Here is a 19089-nt window from a genome sequence, read left to right as displayed (position 1 = left end):
GATGACGACTTCGAGTCTCGCCGAGCCGCCTGCGGACGACGCGGCAGGCACGTTCCTCGATCTCGACCGCTTCGTGGCCGTTCCCCGCCTCGGATCGCTGGCCGTGTCGCCGACCGGAGATCGGCTCGTCACCGTGGTCAGCGAGCTGACCGGGGACGGCAAGACATGGCAGGGCGCGCTCTGGGAACTCGACCCCGCAGGGCAACGACCTGCCCGGCGTCTCACCAGGTCGGCCAAGAGCGAGTCGAGCCCGGTCTTCAGTCCCGACGGCTCGCTGCTGTTCGTCTCCGCTCGCCGCGATCAGGAGGCGTCCGGCTCGCCGCAGGACACGACTGCGGCAGCTGCGCTCTGGCTGCTGCCGCCGACGGGTGAGGCCCGGCAGGTCTTCGCCCCGTCCGGCGGTGTCCAGGCCGTCCAGGTCGCCGCCGAGACCGGCCGGGTCGTCGTCGCGGCCGCCGTGCTCCCGTTCGTCGACTTCGGCGAGGCCGACGAGGAGAAGCGCAAGGCCCGCGAGAAGGCCGGTGTGACGGCGATCCTGCACGAGTCGTATCCGGTGCGGTACTGGGACCACGACCTCGGCCCGGCGCACACCCGTCTGCTGGCCGCCGAGGGTGTCGACGCGGACGCCGGTCGGCTCGTCGACCCGCTGGACCTGACGCCGGACTCCACCGGCAGGATCGCGCTGCCCGGGCTGATCAGCCCGGACGGCACCCTCGTCGCCCACGGACTCCGCGTCGACGTGTCTCCGCAGGCAGGCAGCCGCAGCGCCGTCGTGGTGCTCGACGCTGGCACCGGGGCGACCACGGCATCCTTCGAGACGGAGGGCGCCTCCCTCCGGGTCGCCGCCTTCGCCCCCGACTCGGCCGCAGTGTTCTGTCTGCGTCAACTGGAGGCCAGCGCCGACGAGCCGCCGGATGTGACTCTCGTCCGTGCCGACCTCGCCACGGGTGAGCTGACCGATCTGCTGCCGGACTTCCCGTTCCGCCCGGAAGAGGTGGCGGTCGCCCGCGACGGCCGAAGCCTGTTCCTGCTCGCCAACGTGGCAGGCCGCAGGCCGGTGTTCCGCCTCGATCTGGAAGACGGTCGACTCGACCGCCTCACCGGCGAAGGTGCGTACTCAGACCTCCAGCCCGGCGCCGATCCCGGTGTGCTGTTCGCCTTGCGGTCGTCGATCGACCACCCGACCCAGCCGGTACGGATCGACACGATCCGCACCGAGCAGGACCCGGTGCGGCTGCCCGCGCCGGGCGCAGTGGCCGAGCTGCCCGGAACCCTGACCGAGATCGAGACCACCGTCGACGACGGCCGCACCGTGCGGGCCTGGCTCGCGCTGCCCGTCGGCGCAGACGCACAGCACCCCGCTCCCCTGCTGCTGTGGGTGCACGGGGGACCGATGATGAGTTGGAACACCTGGACCTGGCGGTGGAATCCGTGGACGGCCACCGCTCGCGGTTACGCGGTGCTGCTCCCCGATCCCGCGCTGTCCACGGGATACGGCCAGGACTTCATCCGAGTGGGCTGGCGGCGGTGGGGGGCTGCTCCGTACACCGACCTGATGGCGATCACCGACGCGACGGTGGAACGGCCGGACGTGGACGGGCGGCGCACTGCGGCGATGGGCGGCTCCTTCGGGGGGTACATGGCCAACTGGATCGCCACCAGCACCGACCGGTTCGACGCCGTGGTGACCCACGCGTCGTTGTGGAACATCGACCAATTCTCCGGAACGACGGATGACGGCTACTTCTGGCAGCGCGCACTGGGTGATCCGCTGACCGAGCCTGCGGTGGTGGCGGCGAACTCGCCGCATCTTCGGGTCGCCGACATCCGCACGCCGATGCTGGTGATCCACGGCGACCGGGACTATCGGGTGCCGATCGGCGAGGCCCTTCGGCTGTACCACGATCTGGCTCGGCACGGCGTGCCCGCCAGGTTCCTGTACTTCCCCACGGAGAACCACTGGATCTTGACTCCGGGCAACGCCAAGGTCTGGTACGAGACGGTCTTCGCGTTCCTCGCCGAGCGGGTGCTCGGCGACTCGTGGCGACGTCCCGACCTGCTCTGACGTTCTGTCGCCGCCCTCGACGCAGACGCCGGACGCAGGCGATGAGGGCGGCGACCAGTCGGGCCGCGAGACGACGAGCCGTTTCCATGACGATCTCCCTTCGCGGCGGCCGAGGATGCGGGCGGCCCGGTTCGTTCCGGAGTCGGGTCACCATGCGTCCTGGTCCTCGGACTCGATGGCGAGCAGCGCGTCCTCCGCGTTGGCCGAGATCACGACGGCGAGCTTGCTCGGTGGCACGCCAGACTGGAGCAGTTCATCGAGCAGTTGGGCGAAGAGGTGGTCCGGGCAGGCGGCGCGGGCCTCGGCCAGTGCCAGACTCGCCAGCGCCCCGTCGCCTCGCAGGTACGCCGACAGGGCGAGGAGGCCTGCGGGCTCGGCACGCTCGGGAGCAGGCGTGGCCTTCGTCAACGCCAGCCAGAGACGTTCCGCCGCCTCCGAACGAGGTCCGGCGCACCAGCGCATGCAGGCGTCGCGAACCCGACGGTCGGTCAGGGAGAAGGCCAGCCGCACCACGAGATCGTCGTCGACCATCAGTCTGCCGCGCTCCACCGACTCCAACGCCCGATGCAATGCGGCGAGGTCGCGCCGGGCCGCCGCCGCGCCTGCCAGCGTCCGGTCCAGGTCTCCCGCCTCGGTGGCTGCGGCGATCAGCTCCGCCCGACGGAGCAGGGTCGCCTCGTCGTCCTGTGTCAGCAGGTCGGCCAGCTCGGCGCGATCCGCGAAGGTGACCAGACCTGCGGCCGCGCTCGCGGCGGCCAGTGTGGTGGCCGCCGGATCGGGCAGCCTGCCGGTGCAGTCGTCCTCGTTGAAGCAGATCCACCGGCTGTCGGTCGAGGTGTCCGGAGTCCAGACCGAGTGCAGGCACGGCACTCCCGCGTCGGCCAGGGCTCGCTCCACGACGTCGACCAGCCCTCGGTGCGGCGGCCCGTCGACTCGGTGGTGGCTGCCGCCGCCCACCACGACGAGCATCACCCCGGTGGTCCGCTGAGTCCGTATCGGAGCCAGCAGGGTCTCCTGCACGGCCTCGTACTCGTCGACGCCGGGGAGATCGAGTCGGATGCTCACGCCGACGCGTGAGCGGTCGCTGCCGCAGAGCGTGATCAGGACCAGGGAGTCGGCGGGGTGAAAGCCCAGCAGGTGCGGTACGGCGGCGATCAACTCGCCTGGATCGTGCAGGCGAATACAGGAGGTCAGCGGCGTGCTCATGGCACGACCATGCGTGATCAGCGCCGTCTGGCGCCCGCCGATCAGCACGCCCCTGTGGACAACCCGGCTATGTGGACAACTGGACTCCCGAACGGGTGATCATCAGCCGAAGGCACTGGTCAGTGTGCTACGACCGCCGACCGTGGGCAGGACCAGACGAGTCCGCCCCAGCTCGACCGCCAGTCCCGCTCCGGGCGCGGGACGCAGGGTGTAGTCGCGATCGCTGGAGATCAGCACGAACCCGAGTTCGTGGCCTGCGGGCAGCACGTAGTCCTGGGCCTGCATCGTCAGTTCGACGCGGTAGGTCTCGCCCGGCACGATCGGACTGGTCTGGTCATCGGCGTCCCGGTTCTGCGGGTCCGTCCAGCCCCGCGTGATGATCTCCGCACTGCCGTCGGGCGCGCGAGCGACCAGCAGTGCCGAGAGGTTCGCCGCCGGGCGAGTGAAGGAGACGGCGAAGTCGACCCTGGGCGTGCCGCTCAGTCGGACCTCCTGCGCGGCGGGCGGCGTGTAGTACGCCAGCCGATTTCCCGAGCGTGGGGAGTCGACGAGGTCCTGGGCCGTCTTGGAGGCGTCGTCGAAGAACCGTTCCACGGTCGCGCTGCCTGGCACCGGGTTCGACGGGTCGAGACCACCCTCGGCGGCACCGCCCGGCCACGGCCACAACGAGGCCTCCGTCGCGGTGGGGGCGGGCCAGTCGGCTTCGACCGTCCAGGTCCCGTCCTCACGCTGCAGGGTCGCCCTCGGCTCGTCCGCCACGCCGTTGTCCACGTCGTGCAGGTAGTTGGTGAACCAGCGGTTGAGGGCGTCCAGCCATTCCTCCCGCCGGACCGAGAGCGGGTCGACGTGGCCTGCCTGGTGCAGCCAGATGGCTCGGGGAACATCGTGCTGGGCCAGGGCGTCGTACCACTGGGCGACCTGCCCGGTCTTGACGTTCCAGTCAGCGAGGCCGTGCACCGCCAGGACTGCCGCCTGTACCTGATCGGCGTCGTTCAGGTAGTTGCGTTCGTCCCAGAACTCGTTGTAGTCGCCGGTGACGCGGTCCTGCTGCTCGGTCAGTGCGTCGATCACGGGAGCACAGACCTCGCGATCGGCCCTGGTGTAGACGTACTCGGCGAGGACGTCGGCGTCCTCCCCCTGGTATCCGCCGGGCGCGACGACGGCGCCGTCGGCACGGTAGTAGTCGTACCAGCTCGAGATGGCGCCGATGGGAACGATCGCCTCCAGGCCCTCGACGCCCGTCGCCGCCACCGCGTTGGGCAGGGTGCCGTTGTAGGAGACGCCCATCATTCCGACCCGGCCCGTCGTCCACGGGGCGTCGATCGGGTCGCCCGCCGTGTCCCTGGCCGGGGCCCGGCCGTTGAGCCAGTCGACCACCGACCGGGCGCCGATCGTCTCGTTCTCGCCGCCGGTGGTGGGACACCCGGTCGACAAGCCGGTGCCCAGCGATTCGGCGTAGACGACCGCATATCCCCTGGCCAGCAGAAACGACTCATAAGCCGAGGTGATGGCCGGTCGAGCAGCCGCCTGATCGGCGTCCGCCCCGGCGCCGGCATCACCTGCCGACGCGGTAGACCCGACGATGCCCTCGGGCCCGCCCGGGACGTGCAGTTCGACGTCGACGTCGTGGAACTGCAGCGGATTGCCGCCCGAGAAGTAGGGACTCGCGAAATAGACGACCGGGAGGCGGAGACCATCCTCGGTGACGTCCGGGCGCACGACCTCGACATAGACCTCGTCGTCGCGGCCGTCGCCGTCGCTGTCCACCGGAGCCTGGACATACAGGCTCTCGCGCACCACGGCGGTCGGGTCGAGCACCGGTTGTGAGGCGCCGCCCTCGAAGTCCAGCGGCGGCGTGACGGCCGGGGCGCGGTCCTGTTCGCCGAGAACGGGCGACGCCAGCGCGGGCGCCGCGAGGACGGGCAGCGAGAGGGCGGCGGCGAGCAGGACACCTCGGGCACGTCGCAAGGCAACTCCCCGTGCAGATTCGGACACCGAACGAACTGTGATCACCCTTGCCGGAGGTGGGATCGGTGTCAAGCGGCGACATGGAGTCGACTCTTCCCTCCGCCGCAAAGCTGTGGCACATTGTCCGTACCACTTGTACGTACCGACGGTGCTGCGCTACGGGAGGATCAGCACGTCACCGACGTGTCGGAAGGACGACGATGAGCGAACGACTTCGCTCCGTGGTTCCCCTGTTCGGGACCATGAGCCGCATTCCCGGCGGATTGATGCTGGTGCCGCTGGTCCTGGGCTCGCTGCTGGGCACCTTCGCACCCGGAGCCCTGGAGATCGGCGGATTCACCACGGCGCTGTTCAAGGACAGCGCGATGCCCCTGATCGCATTGTTGATCTTCGTCACCGGCACCCAGGTCACCGGTCGCACCGGCGGTCCCGTGCTGGCCACGGCAGGCACGATCCTGCTCACCAAGAGCCTGATCCCGGCCCTGCTGGTGGTGACGCTGGGCAGCTTCGTCGGCATCGACGGCATCCTCGGCGTCTCGATCCTCGCCCTGCTCGCGGCACTGGACAACAGCAACGGCGGTCTGTGGCTGGCCTTCTCCGGACAGTACGGCGACGAGCGCGACCGAGGCGCCTACATGGCCAGTGCGATCAACGACGGGCCCTTCCTCACCCTGCTGTTCCTCGGCGCGTCGGGGCTCGGCGACATCCCCGTGATCGCCCTGGTCGCGGCGCTGGTGCCGTTCGTCCTCGGCATGATCATCGGCAATCTGGACGCACAGTGGCGCGAGGTGCTGCGGCCCGTGCCCAACATCGTCATCCCCTTCTTCGCCTTCGCGCTCGGCACCGCCATCGACCTCGGCTCGATCCTCAGCGGCGGCATCAGCGGTCTGGTGCTCGGCCTGCTCATCACGCCGATCACCGGCGGGCTGGTCTACCTCGGCTATCGGTTCCTCCTGCGCAGAGGCAGACAGAGCGGCATCGGCTTCGCGGCAGGCACGACCGCGGGCAACGCCATCGCCACCCCCGCAGTGGTCGCCGCCGCCGACCCGCGCTTCGCGGAGTTCGTCGGGACCGCGACCGCCCAGATCGCGACCTGCGTACTGATCACCGCGATCACCGCCCCACTGTTCGCCTCCTGGGTCCTCCGCCGCAACGGAGCGCTTCAGCAGTCCCAGCCCGAGACGGAGACCTCCGCATGAAACCCCGACTCGCGATCATCGCCGACGATCTCACCGGCGCGAACGACACCGCAGTGCAGTTCGCACGAGCGGGCTGGAACACCGAACTGCAGTTCCGACCGGCCCGCACGGACTCCGAGGTGCTCGCGGTGACCACCGACTCCCGCCACGCCGAGCCGGCCGAGGCGGCCAGGCTGGTGACCGAGGCGGTCGGCAGGCTTCGAGCGGAGGGAGTCGAGCACCTGTACAAGAAGGTCGATTCGACGGTGCGCGGTCCCGTGGCCGAGGAGACCTCGGCGGCGATCGCAGCATGGGGGCCCGACGCGCTGGCCGTGGTGTGTCCCGCCTTCCCGTCGGCAGGCCGGATCGTCCGAGCAGGGACCCTGCTCGTCGACGGCGTGCCGGTGGCCGAGACCTCGGCAGGCTCGGACCCGGTGACCTCGGTGCGTGACAGTCTGCTGCCCAGGCTGTTCGACGGAGTCGGCGTCAGTCTGACCGGACTGACCGATCCCCGGGCGGCGGCCGACCGGCTGCGCGAGGCAGGCCCGCTGGTGGTGGTCGACGCCGAGAACGAGGACGACCTCGCGCTGCTGGCCGCGGCCGTCGGCGAATTGGGGCCGACGGCGGTGCCGGTGGGATCGGCAGGCCTGGGGAGGCATCTGGCCCGGGTATGGGGCGAGGCGCCGCGCGGCGGGGCCGTACTGGTCGTCGTCACCTCGCTGCATCCGGTCACCCGTGCACAGGCGGCCAGGCTCGCAGCCGAGCACCCCGGTCGAGCGTTCCAGCCGTCTGCCGAGGTGATCGCCGACGCCGACCATTGGCGACGCTGGCGAGACGGATTCCTCGCGACCGCACCGACCACGGACGCCCCGACCCTGCTCATCAGCCCGGCAGAGGTCGGCGAGAAGACGGACGCGACGACCGTCGCTCGCCGCCTCGCCGACCTGACGTCCGACATGATCGAGCGTCACCCTGTCGACGGACTCGTGCTCACGGGTGGCGACGGCGCACGGGCCGTCCTCGACGCGCTCGATGCGACCGGCCTCCGGCTGCTGGACGAGGTGGTCCCCGGTGTACCCCGCAGCCGCATCCTCGGCGGTCGCGCCGAGGGCCTGCCCGTGGTGACGAAGGCGGGCGGATTCGGCGCCGAGGACGTGCTGTCCCTGGCCGTCGACGCGGTCATCCGAGAAAGGAGCCCGCAGTGACGATTCCCGTCCTTGCGCTCACGATCGGCGATGTGGCGGGCATCGGCCCGGAGATCACCGCCAAGGCGTTGCTCGGCCACGCCGACCTCCGTGGTCTCTGCGCCCCGGTGGTCGTCGGGGACGCCGACGCCGTGCGGGCAGGCGTCCGGACCGCGGGCGGCGACCCGGCGAGGGTCCGCGTGATCGCCACCCCTCGACAGGCACGTAACGAACCGGGGACCATCGAGGTGATCCAGGTCGGCGACTCCCTCGCGGACGTGCCTGCCGGTGCCGTCCACCCGAGGGCGGGCGACGCTGCGGTCCGCTTCGTCAAGGCGGCCTGTGCACTGGCGCGTGACGGCCAGGTCGACGGCATCGTCACCGCACCGTTGAACAAGGCGGCGATGCACGCGGCGGGCCACCGCTGGCCCGGCCACACCGAGCTGCTGGCCCACGAGTTCGGCGTGCGTGACTTCAGCCTCGTCCTCTCCGCAGGCGACCTGTTCGTCTTCCACTTCACCACCCACGTCTCCCTGCGCCATGCGATCGAGGGAGTGACCCGGCAGCGGGTGACCTCCGTGCTGCGGCTGGCGGACTCCTTCGGCACGGCGTTGAGCAGGCCTGCGGAGCCGATCGGCGTGGCAGGTCTCAATCCGCATGCAGGCGAGGATCGGCTGTTCGGCGACGAGGATGCCGACGTGCTCGTCCCGGCCATCGCCGAGGTCGTCGCAGCAGGCATCAACGCGGTGGGCCCGCTCCCGGCCGATGCGTTGATCCCGGCTGCCGTCCGAGGAAAGTGGCGGCTCGTCGCTGTCTGCTATCACGATCAGGGACACGCGCCGTTCAAGGCGGTCTACGGCGACGACGGAGTGAACATCACCGTCGGGCTGCCGGTCGTCCGAGTCTCAGTGGATCACGGCACGGCCTTCGACATCGTGGGCACCGGCCAGGCCAGAGAGGCCAGTCTGGTGCTGGCCCTGCGCCGGGCCGCAGAGCTTGCGCCGGGCTGGGGTCATGTCTGGCGAAGCGCTTCCGGTGCCGACCCGGCGTGATAGCCGCAGGCAGCGGACCACGTCGATCAGGAGAGGGGCACGGCGTGCGTGCGAACGGCGGGGGCGACGAACTCACAGGCGCCGCTCCCACCCGACGGGGAGAAGGGAACGGCCCGCAGGCTCTTAAACTCACCCGCATGCCTGTGGACCGCAACTCACCGCAGCCGTTGCACGCACAGGTTGCCGCGGTGCTGCGCTCAGAGATCCGCGACCACGAGATGCCGCCCGGCGCGACGCTGCCGAGTGAGGCGACCCTGCGAGACCGTTTCGGGGTGGCGCGCAGCGTGGTCCGACAGGCGCTGGCCGCGCTGGTCACCGAGGGACTCGTCCGTCGGGAGCAGGGACGGGCTCCGGTGGTGGCATCGCCCCAGGAGCACCGCAGGCTGGTTCAACGGGCGACGGGCCTCTTCGAACAGTTCTCGCGAAGCGGCCTGGCCCTGCGCACCAGGGTCGTGCACCTGGTCCCGGCCAGTCCGCCGCCGCAGGTCGCCGAGTATCTGGGAACCACGGACACGATGCGGCTGGAACGACTGCGCTCGGTGGGCTCGGAACCGGTGGCCTACGTGCGCACCTGGCTGCCGTCGGCACGAGTGCGAGGTCTGACCGAGGAACTGTTGACCGACGCCTCGCTCCACCATGTCCTGGAGACGACGTTGGGCATCCGTCCGGTGAGCGGACGTCGACAGGTCCGAGCCGTCCCTGCCGACGCGCGTCTGGCGGAGGCGCTCGCGCTGCCGGAAGGGGCACCGCTGCTGTTGCTGGAGGGCGGCGGAGCCGATCAGCTGGGCAGGCCGCTGGAGTGGTTCGCCACCTGGCACCGCGCCGACCGGGTCGCCTTCGAGGTCGAGCTCAGTGAGCAGAACGAACAGCTCCGGCTGACCCCCGCGCCGGACCTGCTTCCCATCGAGCCGTCCGCCGTCCCGCCGTCCTCACCCGCGCTGGGCCGGGCGAGGGATCTGGTGGATCGGCTGCGTGACGAGCTCGACTCGCTGGCGGGCGGCGGCACCGACGCGAGGTGAGAGCCCGATCGACCACGCCGATCGCGAGCCCGGCCCGCTACCCGTGGCTCCGAGGACTCCGTTCGCTCGCCGAGCCGCCGCCACGGCGACGGGACGGGCGGCACGGTCTCACGACGGCGCAAATCCGACGGCCAGGATCATCGGGATCAGCACCGGGAAGCGGCCGGTGGACGAAAGCCCTGGACTGCGGCGCACGACATCGTGCACTGCCGACGCTCTCAGCACGCCGCCTGCGGAACTCATCCCCGCTGTGGAGTCCCCGCCGTCGCCCGAGTCCGGCCGAGGGGAGTCACCCCTCGGCGATCGTGTGACCGGCCTCGCGCAGCGCCGCCAACGCGGTGAATCGGTCCGCCGCAGGCACCAGCAGATAGTCGGTGTCGAAGGTGGACACCGAGAACACGCTGACGCCGGCTTCCCGCAACGGCTCTGCCAGCGAGGCGAGCACCCCGATGAGAGCGAAGTCGAGCGGCCCTCGTACCCGCAGCGCCAGCCAGCCTGCGGTCACCCGCACGTCACCGGCCTCCTCGTCGACGGGCACCTGCTCGGCGGGGCACAGCACGGACAGTTCGGTGCCCGCCCAGGTGACGGAGCACAGCCGTGAGCCGTCCCGGGGTCCGATCCAGTCCGGCAGCGCCTCCCCCGCGTCGAGCCTGCACACCGCGTACTCGCCAGCCAGGACGTCCAGTTCCATACCGTGATGTTCCCAAGCCGAGTGATCACCGGGAGCGACCGGGTCCCCACTCATCGCATCGGCACCCGGCACGCGGACGTCGTGGATCTCTGTTCCCACGAGCCGAGCGACGACGACGGCAGGGGCGGCGGCGGTGTGGGCGGACGGCTGCGGGCTCCTGCGAAGGAGGCGGCCGACCGAGCTTGAATCGAGGCGGCCGGACGCAGTCGCTCGCGCCGCGCCCTCATCGACTCGGCCGCGGCCGACCGGCAGGCGAGGCAGCGTCGTGCCGGTGCAGCGGCCGCCCCGACGATGCCGACTCGCTCTCCGGGCGAACCGGGACGGAGCCTGCGGCGAACCGCAGTCGATCGCCCAGTGCCCTGCGCACGGCGTGCCGCCAGGTCGGGTGTGACATCCTCGGACTCACGCGACCTGGTGGGCATTGGACGGATGTGCACGCGGGAGAGCGTGCGACGGGCTTCGGACCTGCACCGACGTGATGTCTCGACCGGGCGGCCGGAACCGAGGCCGTCCCGGTGTACGCGGAGTTCGATTGCCCACTCGAGTGACCCGACGCGACTGGAGTTCTCTGTGGAGGAGCCTGAGCGTGTCTCCGGCACCGTCCGCCCCGGCGGACGCACCGCCAGGACGCGATCGGCCGTCCGCGACGCCACGCTGGCCGAGTTGGCGGCGCACGGCTATCAGGGCCTCACCGTGGACAACGTCGCCGAACGCTCCGGTGTGCACAAGACCACCGTGTACCGGCGCTGGGGCGGGGTGGACGGACTGGTCATCGACGTGTTGGACCTCGCAGGCGAGGACGACTGGCGACCACCCGACACGGGCTCCTTCGCGGGCGACCTGCGCGCACTGGCCACCGAGGTCCTGCACTACTTCGCGGACCCCCGCCGAGCCGGTGCGCCCAACGCGTTCGTCTACGCCTCCTTCCACTCCGACCTGGCGGCCGCCGCGCTGCGCGACTTCTTCGCCGATCGGCACGCCCGCTGCGAGCCGGTGACCACGCGGGCGATCCGACGGGGCGAGGTGCCCGCGAGCACGGACCCCGGCGCCGTGGCCCGCGCGGTCGTGGCCCCGCTTTACCATCGGCTGTTCATCACCCGCGAGCCCGTCGACGCCCATCTGGCCGAACAGTCGGCGGCGATGGTCCTGGCGGCGGCACAGGCGGGCGCTCTCGCCTGGGCAGGCTCGGACGCCCCGCCGGAGTCAGGCGGAACGTCCGAGCCAGGCGACGGGTCGTCCACGCGGGACCTCGCGCTGCCCGTGGAGCCCGGACGTTCTCAGTCGGACTAGCGGCAGGTGCTGCCGTTCATCACGAACTGACCGGGTACGGCGACGGCACCGCCGTGCGTCCCGAGGAACTCGAAGCTCACCGATCCACCCGGCGGGATCGACCTGTTCCATGAGGCGCCGACCGCCGTGATCTGGTCACCCACCTGCGAGACGACGGCGCTCCACGCGGAGGTCACCGTCTGCCCGGCGGGCGCCGTCCAGCTCAAGGACCAGTCCGAGACCGGCTCAGAGCCCTCATTGACCACCGTGACCGCGCCGATGTACCCCGTGCCCCACTGGTTGCGCACCTGGTAGTCGACCGAACAACTCGCCGCAGGCGGTTCAAGCTCGAATGAGACGGCGTGCAGTTGGCCGGGCAGATCGTTGGCGACGTACAACTCGCCGTCGGCGTCCTCGCCGAAGGTGCTGGTCTGGATGGGGAACTCACCGATGACGGCGCTGGGGTGCGCGTCGTCCGCCGTGTCGATGCCCCAACCGGTCGCCGTGCAGTAGTCGGTCGTCACGTAGACGCCCGCCGCCGCGTCGGCGAACTCAGACCCTCGGTAGACGTGGCCGCCCACCACCGCGCATCCCTCGAGGGAGGTCGCGTAGGTGAACACCGGGTCGACGTACTCCGCCTCGGAGTCGCAGCGCGTCTCGTCGAACACCGACGTGCCCTCCAGGCAGGGCCAGCCCAGGTTCGCGCCGCCCTGGTCGGCAGCGAGGCGGTTGACCTCCTCCTGCGTGCCCTGGCCGACATCGGCTATCCAGAGCCCACCGTCGGCGGCGTCGAAGGAGAACCGCCACGCGTTGCGCAGCCCGTAGGCCCAGATCTCCGGGCGGGCCTGCGGATCGGAGACGAAGGGGTTGTCGGCGGGGATGCAGTAGGCGTCGGCACAGCTCGCGCTCACGTCGATGCGCAGGATCTTGCCGAGCAGCGTCGTGAGGTCCTGGGCGGCGTTCAGCGCATCGCCGCCACCACCGCCGTCGCCGATGCTCCAATAGAGATGCCCGTCCGGTCCGAAGGCGACCTGACCGCCGTTGTGATTGGTGAACTCCGAATGCGGCTGAGTCAGCAGGACCTCCTCCCCGTCAGCGGGCACCGGGTCCTGCGCCGCGTCGGACAACGGGAAGCGGGACAGGGTCACCTCGCCGTCGGGGAGGGAGGTGTAGGCGACATAGAGGGCGTGCGTCTCCGCGAAGTCGGGCGAGGCGGCGATGCCGAGCAGTCCTCGCTCGTTCGCCGAGTTGTCGACCCGATCGGTCAGGTCGAGCAGCGGCGTCGCGGCGAGCCCGGCGTCCGGGTGGTAGACGCGCACGGTGCCGGGCTTCTCCGCGATCAGCAGCCTGCCGCTGCCGTCGTCCGGAGCCGCGATGGCCGTCGGCCGCCGCAGACCCGAGGCGACCTGGTCGGTGTGCACGGACAGGCGATCGAGTTGTTCGACGGCGGGGGCCTGCGACAGGACGGGACCGACGGGCTCCGCGCCGGAGGCCGACCCGATCATGGTCAGTGGTGCGATGACGGCCGCGACGATCACGGCGGCCGACCGGCGCGCGAACGATCTCCTCGACATCAGTTCTCCTCCCGGACATGCCGGTTGGGGACCACGCCGGTCACCGCGCGCCCAACGACCGGACTGGCCCAGGTGATTCAGACCACTCGCAACGTAGCGTGATCGACACGCACGCCGCTACCGTCGGCGGCCTGCTCGGTCGGAAATGTGCCGCAGCCGAGCACCCGCTGGTCGACCATCCGGTGGGCAGGCCGGGGCATTCGAATCCACGACGAATACCGTGCTCGGCCACGATCACGGCCGAGCACGGTGTTCGCCACCGATTCGTTCCGACTCACGGTTCCGCTGTCATGACGCGGCCTTCATACCGTCGGTCTCGTCTTATCGCCGGGCGCCTTCGCGCCGAATTTCTCTCACCACTGGCACCTCCTTATCGACCGTCCGTTCGGCGGTACCGCTGACCAAGGAAGGACTGATCAGCCACGTCTACGGTGGGCGAACTGACGCGGCGGCGCCGCGGCGATACGCGGCTGCCTGGCCAGCCCGTGACCGGAGAACCGTTCCTTGTTTTTCTTGCCCGCCCGCCTGCGTTCCGCACGGTTGGGCCCGGCCGTCTCGGCGGCCTGTACCTCGTCCACCTGGGGAAAGGGGACGGGAATCGACTCGCTGGTGGTCTGGCTCAGCTCATCCACCACGGCCGGACGGAGTTCGGAACCGGATTCATTTCGCGTCATGAAAGATCGCCTCCTCATGATTCGAGGACTGTTACGGACACCTCTGCCCCGCTGCCGATCATCGGCGGCGTCCCGAACGGACGCCAAAGCGAGGCGAGACGAATGAAGAAGACCGACCGATGCGCGAAAGACAGCGCCGGGCCGGAACAGAAAAGCATCATGCCGCCGAGAGACCGGCAGGCACGCGTGGGAGGTGACACCACGAAGAAGGGGCTTGTCAGCGCATGAACAGACCATAGCAAAGACCAGCGGGCCTACGCACGCGCTTTTCTCCTCCGAATCGCTCGGAGCGGTCCGCGGCGAGGCGCGGGACCGGCATCGGGTGGGAACCGCCTCACTCAGGACGGTGGGCGGGACCGGCCGACACGAGCGGCACGCTGACGGGCGTCCGCACCGCTGTCGCGGCAGACAGGCAGGCATCGGCCGTGGTCACGAGATGCGGGCTGCGACTTCCTTCGAGCTGGGGCACACGGCAGTGCCCTGCCAAGAGACCCGTACAGACGTCCCGCAGGCGAGGTTCAAGGAGGCAGACGAACACGGCCCGGCATGCCCGCCGAGGACTCGCTGACGCGCCGGTCCCGGTATCGGGCCGCAGACGTCGATCAGGGTCCCTGCGTCCAATAGCTCTGAAGCCTGGCCGCGGCCTCGTCCTTGGACAGCCCGACGATCTCGGACTCGTCGAGGCCGACACGTGAGTCAGCAGGTGCACGAGGTCGGCGGGCAGCGTCTCCGTCGGCGGCTCAGGCGTTCCGCGAGCGGGCCTGACGCCGTCATGCACACAGGGCCAGAACTCTGCTTCGTCGACTTCGAGCTGATCGCGAAGGACATGCCTCCAGCTGCTCTGCCCGTAGCCGCTGCGGTCCACCGGATGCGAGGAACGGGCCCGCAGAATCCTGCCATCGAGGAGATCGAGTTCGAAAGTGACGTGATGCGTACCGGTGCGCCCACGAGCGTCTCGCACTCGCCGCCATTCCTCGACCTGGCAGAAGGTCTCGTGATCCTTGCGCGTCGGCTGCGGCCACGAAGTCACCGCGCTGCACCGACCAGCCAGCAGCGCAACTGTTCGTCGTCACTGAGACTGATCAACTGCACCAGACCCCAGTTGTCGCGGTGGTTCGGCGCAGCGAGCAGGCGCTCCTGCCAGTCCTGCGCATACTCCCGAAGAGCATCGACCATCTCGGCGATCGCCTCGTCGAACGACGCGCCATCAGCGGAAACCGGCAGCCCCGGAATGAACACCGACCAGCTGTCAGCCTCGGGAACGGTTTAAGCATCCGACGGGACCGTCGACGCAATGAACCGACGCAGGCGCTCCACATCCACCATCGCCGTCATGACCGAGTCACGCCGAACCGTGGCGACTCGGCCCTCCTCGGCAGCGTCAAGCAGCTTCTTCAGATGCGTGCGAGCTTCGGTGTAGCTCTCGTAGTGAACGGTAGCCATACCCGCCTCCCCGGTCGGTCCCACAACAACCCCACCCACGGCCAAGTACGTCACGTACTTTCATTTGGTGGAGTCGCCTCTCGCAGACGCGGCACAGACACGGAAAGAGCCGGGGCGCGCCATCGCGCCCCGGCTCTGACCAGGTAGTTCACCCATTAACGGCGCCAGTGTCAGCTACACCCGGAGGTCGAGCCGCAGCCCTCGCACAGGTAGCAGGAGCCCGACGGACGCATCTTCGTGCCGCAGGTGAAGCACAGCGGCGCGTCGGCCGCCTTGCCCAGCCTCAGCTCCATCAGCTCCGTGGAACTGCCGGCCGCCCGGTCCGGCTGTCCCTCGACGGCGGGCTTCCGGTCGGCGTCGACGGAGGTCTGCAGCCCTTCGAAGTCGACCTTCTCGCTCACCGGCGCCGAGGTGTCCGGGTAGTCAGCCTCGACCTGTGCGGTGCGCTCGGCCGCCGTGAACACGCCCAGCCCGGCCCGCTTGTCGTAGGGCAGGTAGTCCAGGGCCATCCGACGGAACAGGTAGTCCAGCACACTGGTGGCGATGCGGATGTCCGGGTCGTCGGTCATGCCCGCAGGCTCGAAGCGCAGGTTCTGGAACTTCGAGACGTAGAACTCCAGCGGGATGCCGTACTGCAGACCGACGGAGATGGACATGGAGAAGGCGTCCATCACGCCTGCCAGCGTCGACCCCTGCTTGCCGAGCTTCACGAACATCTCGCCCAGCCCGTCATCCGGGTAGGAGCCCGCGTGCAGGTAACCCTCGGCGCCGCCGACCGTGAAGGAGTAGGTCTGGCTCGGACGCTTCTTGGGGAGCCGCTTACGGACCGGCCGGTACTCGACCACGGTCTCCGGCGACTTCTCCGCCGTGCTGCTCTTGGACACCGACAGCGGCTGGCCGACCTTGCAGTTGTCCCGGTAGATCGCCAACGCCTTGAGGCCCAGCTTCCAGCCCTGGAAGTAGATCTCCTTGACGTCCTCGACGCTCGCGTCCTCCGGCATGTTCACCGTCTTGGAGATCGCCCCCGAGATGAAGGCCTGCACCGCCGCCATCATGCGAACGTGGCCCAGCGGCGAGATGGAACGCTCGCCCATGGCGCAGTCGAAGACCTCGTAGTGCTCGACGCGCAGGCCCGGAGCATCGATCACGTGCCCGTGCTCGGCGACGTACTCGACGATCGCCTCCACCTGCTCCTGCTGGTAGCCGAGCGAGGACAGGGCGCGGGGCACCGTCTGATTGACGATCTGCATCGACCCGCCGCCGACGAGCTTCTTGAACTTCACCAGCGCCAGGTCCGGCTCGATGCCGGTGGTGTCGCAGTCCATCATCAGACCGATGGTGCCGGTGGGGGCGAGCACACTCGCCTGCGCGTTGCGCCACCCGTTGCGCGCGCCGACCTCGAGCCCCTGCTGCCATGCCCGGCTGGCCAGCGTGCGCACCGCGGCGTCGTTGGCGTGCAGCGTGCGGATCTCGTCGTTGGCCGCCGAGTGCTTGCGCATGACGCGCTGGTGCGCCTCGGCGTTACGGGCGTATCCCTCGTACGGACCGACGATTCCCGCCAGCTCGGCCGAACGCCGGTAGGCGACGCCGGTCATCAACGAGGTGATGGCGGCGGCGAGCGAGCGGCCGCCCTCGGAGTCATAGGCATGCCCGGTCGCCATCAGCAGCGCGCCCAGGTTGGCGTAGCCGATGCCCAACTGCCGGAAGCGACGGGTGGTGTCGCCGATGGCCTCGGTCGGGAAGTCCGCGAAGCAGATGGAGATGTCCATCGCGGTGATGACCAGTTCGACGGACTTCTCGAAAAGCTCACCGTCGAAGGTGCCGTCCGCCTTGAGGAACTTCATCAGGTTGAGCGAGGCGAGGTTGCAGCTCGAATTGTCCAGGTGCATGTACTCCGAGCACGGATTCGACGCCGAGATCCGTCCCGACTCCGGGCAGGTGTGCCAGTCGTTGATCGTCCCGTCGTACTGGATGCCCGGGTCGGCGCACTCCCAGGCGGCCTGGGCGATCTTGCCGAAGAGGTCTTCCGCATCGACCTCGTCGATCACCTCGCCGGTGATCCTGGCACGAAGGCCGAAGTCGCCCTTGGACTCCACGGCGCGCATGAACTCGTCCGAGACCCGCACGGAGTTGTTGGCGTTCTGGTACTGCACCGACACGATGTCGGAGCCGCCGAGGTCCATGTCGAAGCCCGCGTCGCGCAGCACGCGGACCTTCGCCTCCTCCTTGGCCTTGGTCTCGACGAACTCCGCGATGTCGGGGTGATCGACGTCGAGGACCACCATCTTGGCGGCGCGGCGGGTGGCACCGCCGGACTTGATGGTGCCTGCCGAGGCGTCGGCGCCGCGCATGAACGAGACCGGCCCGGAGGCGGTGCCGCCCGAAGAGAGCAGCTCTCGAGAGGAACGGATCCGCGACAGGTTCAGTCCCGCGCCAGAACCGCCCTTGAAGATCAGACCCTCCTCGCGGTACCAGTTGAGGATCGACTCCATCGTGTCGTCGACGGCGAGGATGAAACAGGCCGAGACCTGCTGCGGCGAGCTCGTCCCGACGTTGAACCACACCGGGGAGTTGAAGCTGAACACCTGGTGCAACAACATCCAGGTCAGCTCGTGCTCGAAGACGACCGCGTCCTCGTCGGTGTCGAAGTAGGCGTTCTCGACGCCTGCCGCGACGTAGGTCTTGACGACGCGATCGATGAGCTGCCGAAGGCTGTGCTCCCGATGCTCGGAGCCCACTGCGCCCCGGAAGTACTTGCTCGTGACGATGTTGACGGCGTTGACCGACCAGAAGTCCGGGTATTCGACGCCGCGCTGCTCGAAGTTGATCGAACCGTCACGCCAGTTCGTCATCACCACGTCGCGGTGCTGCCACGTCACCTCGTCGTAGGGATGGACTCCCTCGGTGGTGTGCACTCGGCGCACCCGAAGACGCGCCCCCGCGCCGTCGGCGAGCTCCCCCGAAGAGGACGCCGTGTTCGCCGCGTTCGCCGCCGACTTGGCCCGCTTGGACCGTGCCGGTGCACTCCCGACGGTCTCTGTCATGCCGCTCACTCTCATTCTCCAGGGCCCGACCGGACGATCCCCTCATCCGTCCGACCACGACCCGGCTAGGTACCGCACTGTGTCGTCGCGCATCGGCCGCCCCGGATCGAGCCGTGGCGGTACCGCACTGTGATTCCCACCTGTCCGCCGAGAAGGGCCGCGACCACCGCCCGTCGGCGCGTCGATCAGACGAAGGCCTCTCCCGAAGGCCGCTCGTCCGCAGGGTCCGCCGTCCGCAGATCGGCGATCTCCTTCTCGAAGTCCTCCACCGAGGAGAAGGATCTGTACACGCTCGCGAAGCGCAGATAAGCGACCTCGTCGAGGCTGCGCAGTGGGCTGAGGATCGCCAGCCCGACCTCGTTGCTGGGGATCTCGGCGCATCCGGTCGCCCGGATGGCCTCCTCGACCCGATGTGCCAACTGCTGTAGCGCGTCCTCATCGACCGGCCTGCCCTGACAGGCACGACGAACGCCTCGGACGACCTTGTCGCGGCTGAACGGCTCGGTGACCCCGGAACGCTTCACCACGGCGAGAACCGACTCCTCTACGGTGGTGAACCGCCGACCGCAGTCCGAGCAGGATCGCCTGCGCCGAATCGCCTGGCCGTCCTCCACCTCACGGGAGTCGACCACTCGCGAGTCGGGGTGCCTACAGAACGGGCACCGCACGATCCATCACCTCACATAACCGATCACCGAACAGCCAGTGTCGCTCTGCCACCG

16 protein-coding genes are annotated in these 19089 nt (G+C 69.6%); 7 read left to right on the top strand and 9 right to left on the bottom strand.

Annotated features, from left to right (window positions below):
- Position 1: 1 nt before the first annotated feature.
- The gene (locus UA74_RS08815; RefSeq protein ID WP_075739830.1) at positions 2-2065 is read left to right on the top strand and encodes a S9 family peptidase; all 2064 of its coding nucleotides are present in this window, start codon (positions 2-4) and stop codon (positions 2063-2065) included.
- A 147-nt stretch (positions 2066-2212) separates the two neighbouring features.
- Here UA74_RS08815 and UA74_RS08810 read toward each other — a convergent pair whose 3' ends face one another.
- Together UA74_RS08810 and UA74_RS08805 are read right to left on the bottom strand one after the other, a co-directional pair.
- Entirely contained in the window at positions 2213-3271 is a 1059-nt protein-coding gene (locus UA74_RS08810; protein ID WP_075743566.1) for a DUF4192 domain-containing protein, read from the bottom strand.
- Between the two features lie 102 nt (positions 3272-3373).
- Entirely contained in the window at positions 3374-5239 is a 1866-nt protein-coding gene (locus tag UA74_RS08805) for a Xaa-Pro dipeptidyl-peptidase (protein ID WP_075764204.1), read from the bottom strand.
- 200 nt (positions 5240-5439) lie between these two features.
- Here UA74_RS08805 and UA74_RS08800 point away from each other — a divergent pair, with 200 nt between their 5' ends.
- The 4 genes from UA74_RS08800 (at position 5440) to UA74_RS08785 (ending at position 9672) form a co-directional block, all read left to right on the top strand.
- The gene (locus UA74_RS08800; protein WP_075764202.1) at positions 5440-6438 is read left to right on the top strand and encodes a 2-keto-3-deoxygluconate permease; all 999 of its coding nucleotides are present in this window, start codon (positions 5440-5442) and stop codon (positions 6436-6438) included.
- Positions 6435-7622 (top strand): four-carbon acid sugar kinase family protein, encoded by a 1188-nt coding sequence (locus UA74_RS08795; protein WP_075764200.1) that lies wholly within the window; start codon positions 6435-6437, stop codon positions 7620-7622. The genes UA74_RS08800 and UA74_RS08795 overlap by 4 nt, the downstream gene beginning before the upstream one ends.
- Positions 7619-8653, top strand: coding sequence for a 4-hydroxythreonine-4-phosphate dehydrogenase PdxA (gene pdxA, locus UA74_RS08790; protein ID WP_075764198.1), 1035 nt, complete (start codon positions 7619-7621; stop codon positions 8651-8653). The genes UA74_RS08795 and pdxA overlap by 4 nt, the downstream gene beginning before the upstream one ends.
- 137 nt (positions 8654-8790) lie before the next feature.
- Positions 8791-9672, top strand: coding sequence for a GntR family transcriptional regulator (locus tag UA74_RS08785; RefSeq protein WP_075743565.1), 882 nt, complete (start codon positions 8791-8793; stop codon positions 9670-9672).
- Positions 9673-9961: 289 nt separating this feature from the next.
- Here UA74_RS08785 and UA74_RS08780 read toward each other — a convergent pair whose 3' ends face one another.
- The gene (locus UA74_RS08780) at positions 9962-10363 is read right to left on the bottom strand and encodes an ACT domain-containing protein (protein WP_075764196.1); all 402 of its coding nucleotides are present in this window, start codon (positions 10361-10363) and stop codon (positions 9962-9964) included.
- Between the two features lie 6 nt (positions 10364-10369).
- Here UA74_RS08780 and UA74_RS31630 point away from each other — a divergent pair, with 6 nt between their 5' ends.
- Both UA74_RS31630 and UA74_RS08775 read left to right on the top strand, forming a co-directional pair.
- Positions 10370-10549 carry a hypothetical protein gene (locus UA74_RS31630; RefSeq protein ID WP_157434065.1) on the top strand — a complete coding sequence of 60 codons (180 nt, stop codon included), beginning with the start codon at positions 10370-10372 and terminating at the stop codon, positions 10547-10549.
- Positions 10550-10933: 384 nt separating this feature from the next.
- Positions 10934-11653, top strand: coding sequence for a TetR/AcrR family transcriptional regulator (locus tag UA74_RS08775; protein WP_075764194.1), 720 nt, complete (start codon positions 10934-10936; stop codon positions 11651-11653).
- On the opposite strand, the gene UA74_RS08770 is transcribed toward UA74_RS08775, so the two are convergent.
- From UA74_RS08770 to nrdR, 6 genes are all read right to left on the bottom strand, one after another.
- Positions 11650-13206, bottom strand: a complete 1557-nt coding sequence (locus UA74_RS08770; protein ID WP_198042969.1) for a PQQ-dependent sugar dehydrogenase — start codon at positions 13204-13206, stop codon at positions 11650-11652. The genes UA74_RS08775 and UA74_RS08770 overlap by 4 nt on opposite strands.
- Before the next feature lie 416 nt (positions 13207-13622).
- A complete protein-coding gene (locus tag UA74_RS08765; protein WP_075739822.1) occupies positions 13623-13880 on the bottom strand; it encodes a hypothetical protein in 258 nt (85 codons plus the stop codon).
- Between the two features lie 1026 nt (positions 13881-14906).
- Entirely contained in the window at positions 14907-15119 is a 213-nt protein-coding gene (locus UA74_RS33415) for a hypothetical protein (RefSeq protein WP_232237683.1), read from the bottom strand.
- A 27-nt stretch (positions 15120-15146) separates the two neighbouring features.
- Positions 15147-15323, bottom strand: coding sequence for a hypothetical protein (locus tag UA74_RS33410; RefSeq protein ID WP_232237682.1), 177 nt, complete (start codon positions 15321-15323; stop codon positions 15147-15149).
- Positions 15324-15493: 170 nt separating this feature from the next.
- Positions 15494-18367: a vitamin B12-dependent ribonucleotide reductase gene (locus tag UA74_RS08750; RefSeq protein WP_075764190.1), complete on the bottom strand. Its 2874-nt coding sequence runs from the start codon at positions 18365-18367 to the stop codon at positions 15494-15496.
- Positions 18368-18552: 185 nt separating this feature from the next.
- Positions 18553-19035 (bottom strand): transcriptional regulator NrdR, encoded by a 483-nt coding sequence (gene nrdR, locus UA74_RS08745; RefSeq protein ID WP_075739819.1) that lies wholly within the window; start codon positions 19033-19035, stop codon positions 18553-18555.
- Positions 19036-19089: the final 54 nt, after the last annotated feature.

The sequence above is a fragment of the Actinoalloteichus fjordicus genome, assembly GCF_001941625.1.
GTDB lineage: Bacteria > Actinomycetota > Actinomycetes > Mycobacteriales > Pseudonocardiaceae > Actinoalloteichus_A > Actinoalloteichus_A fjordicus.
This window is presented reverse-complemented; position numbering and strand designations above follow the sequence as displayed.